Origin of the sequence: Pseudoalteromonas sp. Of11M-6, assembly GCF_022347905.1 — a bacterium.
Taxonomy (GTDB): domain Bacteria; phylum Pseudomonadota; class Gammaproteobacteria; order Enterobacterales; family Alteromonadaceae; genus Pseudoalteromonas.
Genome location: NZ_JAKRFW010000102.1, coordinates 1 through 3,112, shown reverse-complemented (window position 1 = coordinate 3,112; position 3,112 = coordinate 1). Strand labels below are relative to the sequence as shown.

Here is a 3,112-nt window from a genome sequence, read left to right as displayed (position 1 = left end):
TGGCAAGACCTAGGAAAACAATCCGCCACGGAAGTTAAAAACATCGTCAAAGGCCTACGCGATTCACTTGATGACATGTCTACCAGTTGGCACTACGACTTACCACTTCCAGACGCCGCCATCGAAGGCATGCAAGCCACGGTAAAGCGCCTAGACGACGTCACCCCCAAAATCGACTAGCATATGCAACAAGCCGCCCAAGAAATCGGACAGCGAGTTAATAAAGCACTGGATGAGTATCAAGGCCAATCACCAATTCGAGGCGTTACCGACAAGCCCACCAAAGCCAAAGCCGATGAATTGGAATCGCCAAAAGGGAATGAGCTGCCCAGCGGTCAAAACAAGTTGTTACTAGCTGAAAAACTAGAGATACAAGCTTCCGATTATGCGAGTTTAATTAATTCAAATAAACCTTGGTCTTGGAAAGATTTTCCAGATGGCGATAAGCTTACTATTAAGGAAAAAAGAGCAATCAAGCAAAAGGCTATTGATAAAGGTTTGGTTGATAATGTTTCGTTTAAATCTGGAACAAAATACCCTGACTTTGCGTCAGCTGGTTTAATTAAAGCAAAGTTAGAATTACCAGAAGGACTATGGAAAAAATCAGATTACATTCAATTTAAGTGGCTCGACGAAAAGTTGCCTGTAGGTATGAGAGATGGTAACACTTGGCATCACTCAGAGATTCCTGGTGTTATGGAGTTGGTTCCTTTTGGTCCTCATAATATGATTAACCACCAAGGTGGAAGGTCGAAAGGCCATTGGGCATACCGCAAAAGATAGAGGTTATGTATGATCACTAAACGTAATGACTCTTATGAGTTAAATAACTCAAGCATATTTGAATTGGAAAGCTTTTGCAGAGTTAAACTTCCACATTCATTTATCGAGTTTTTCCGCAACAACAATGGCGTTGCTTTTGAAGGCTTAACTTACGACATAGACAATGAGGAGCGGTTGATTGAGCGAACACTTCTTATCACAAACGATTCAAATTTGTCAGACGATATTATGCAATACGAAATAAAAGTGGTGCTCGCTCAGATTGAAGAGCGCCTAACCGACAATGAAGATTTAGTGGGTGCTGAGCTACTTCCTTTTGCTCATGTTTTTGGTGGAGACTTTTTATGTTTAAACTTCAAAGATAGCAATATTGAACCGTCAGTTGTACTCTGGGATCATAATGAATCAGATGAATTAAGTCCTGTTTTTGTACTAGTTTCAGATAGTTTTGAAGCTTTTGTTGAGCGTCTTTGATAGGCTGAATATGGGTAAAATAAATGATTAGTTTGCGCCCCCTTATCAGCATTGGATATTGGGTGTCGTAATTAAGAAAGGAGCTTGTCAGACACGTGAACCAATTTCGGCGGAAAACTGCACTGTTCAGACCGGTTGTTTATAACTTTGTAAAACACACTGGTCGTGGAGATTCGATACGTCGCAAATATGTACGAACCTCAATTGACGATGAACTTGAGGCAGAGCTGACCTTCAGTGTTAATGGTAGTTAACACTGTATGCTCTCACCCTAGGATCGAGAGCTCCAAACTCGAAAAGATCTACAATCAATTGCAAAAAATAATAAAAAGATCTGAAAGTCTAGATCCTTAAAAACAATATCAGAAAGTGGGTTGAAGGTGGTTATATTTCATTGCCCAAGGGATTTCATAAATAAGGCGCATTAAAATGACCAAAGAGGAATGCCTAGAAGAAGACGACTATTATACTCAGGGGTTTGAAAAAGAAGGTGTTGTTTCTATATGGCTTGGAGTTGAAGCTGCGGATAAATCTATAGAAGTTGATGTTCTACAAGATCTGTGTGGCGTTGGTTATTATGACTTAGCAAATCAAGAATCTGAGTATATAGAATCAAGAATTGTCGATATTGCAGAACTTTTTACAGAAATATCTTATGCAAGTTCCTTTGAAAAAAGTGCCATAGACTCTGCTAAGTCAATCGGTATTACCAAAGCAAGGTGGCTTATTTGTCAGTTTGATTTTGATTATGACCCTAAAAAAATAACACGCTCTGTTCAAAGTGACCCTGTTTTTATCGGTTCATTTGCTTATGAGGAAGATGATTAGAATCTCAAGTGGATGTGAATCCATATCTATTTATTAAAAAGAACGTGAGTATTTTCTAAGTAAGTTAACTTATCATTAAAAATATTTTTATTAGTCATGATTAACGAAGTAGTAATAGTAGTTATACACTATCAAAGTAAAATTCGCTGGTTTAAGGGTGAACGAGAGTTATGGATATTAGATTTGGTAAAACTAAGAGACGCTTTTATAGAAAATGGATATCAAGTTCCAGAGCTTGACAACTCGGATAGATTCGGCCTCCATATTTTAGATGAAAATAATGTTGAGACTTTTCTGGATAAAATTCAGGGTAATGAAATAAGTTGCAGCGAACTAAGTAAGAGACTGGCATCTAGGTTCCCATCAGCTAGATCTTGGTGGGATGTTGCTGATTTATTCCCTATCATGTTTATCGACTTTGATGCTAAAAGTGTAGCCGCATTTTATCATGAGGGCGTGCAAATGGAAAAGTACATACCACAACATTGGAACGGTGAATTTATAGATTTTGCAAATGAGTACCCAGAGAATATTTTTCCTGATGATGACAAGTTCTGGGTAAAAGGCGATTCTGACTTACTTAAAGTTCTAAATGAACGAGCTAGAAAGCAATGATATTATTCGAAAGCTGTGTTCGCTGATTTTCGGAGAAAATTAGGACAACACATCTAAGATAAAAGCTTTTATTAAAAAGTCAGGATCACTAGCTCAACTCATAACTTCTTAGCGCTTCGCGTGTCCGAGTTAATTTAAAATACTAACATCGTTTCACTACCTTCAAAATCAGATGCTGTAGGGGTTATTCAAAGCCACCAATAGAGGCCCAAGACATGTCACAACCATAGACAAGGTTATCTTAAAAAATACCGGAGAATCACTCTCCGCTGCGCTTGCCGTGCTGCGGCTTTTTACCCAAAGAAAAGTCGGTAAAGGCGACCCAGTTAAATACCTAAGAGACATCAACTGGCAAGACCTAGGAAAACAATCCGCCACGGAAGTTAAAAACATCGTCAAAGGCCTACGCGAT

The 3,112-nt window shown here is 38.7% G+C and carries 4 protein-coding genes and 2 pseudogenes; all 6 read left to right on the top strand.

What is annotated here, in order from left to right; all coding sequences use genetic code 11:
• A pseudogene (locus tag MHN32_RS23345) lies at window positions 1-180 on the top strand (hypothetical protein); the annotation flags it as partial.
• 3 nt (window positions 181-183) lie between these two features.
• On the top strand, window positions 184-783 hold the full coding sequence (locus tag MHN32_RS23340) for an HNH endonuclease (protein WP_239422962.1): 600 nt from the start codon (window positions 184-186) through the stop codon (window positions 781-783).
• Between the two features lie 9 nt (window positions 784-792).
• Entirely contained in the window at window positions 793-1,257 is a 465-nt protein-coding gene (locus tag MHN32_RS23335) for an SMI1/KNR4 family protein (protein WP_010379457.1), read from the top strand.
• 46 nt (window positions 1,258-1,303) lie between these two features.
• Window positions 1,304-1,511 (top strand): annotated as a pseudogene (locus tag MHN32_RS23330) (ISAs1 family transposase); the annotation flags it as partial.
• 175 nt (window positions 1,512-1,686) lie between these two features.
• Window positions 1,687-2,085, top strand: coding sequence for an immunity 22 family protein (locus MHN32_RS23325; protein ID WP_239422961.1), 399 nt, complete (start codon window positions 1,687-1,689; stop codon window positions 2,083-2,085).
• 96 nt (window positions 2,086-2,181) lie between these two features.
• Complete coding sequence (locus MHN32_RS23320; RefSeq protein WP_239422960.1) at window positions 2,182-2,700, top strand: group-specific protein; 519 nt, start codon at window positions 2,182-2,184, stop codon at window positions 2,698-2,700.
• The last annotated feature ends 412 nt before the right edge of the window (window positions 2,701-3,112 follow it).

Coding starts and splice junctions, on each gene's coding strand:
- MHN32_RS23320 (WP_239422960.1), top strand. CDS start 2,182: ATGATTAACGAAGTAGTAATAGTAGTTATACACTATCAAAGTAAAATT.
- MHN32_RS23335 (WP_010379457.1), top strand. CDS start 793: ATGATCACTAAACGTAATGACTCTTATGAGTTAAATAACTCAAGCATA.
- MHN32_RS23325 (WP_239422961.1), top strand. CDS start 1,687: ATGACCAAAGAGGAATGCCTAGAAGAAGACGACTATTATACTCAGGGG.
- MHN32_RS23340 (WP_239422962.1), top strand. CDS start 184: ATGCAACAAGCCGCCCAAGAAATCGGACAGCGAGTTAATAAAGCACTG.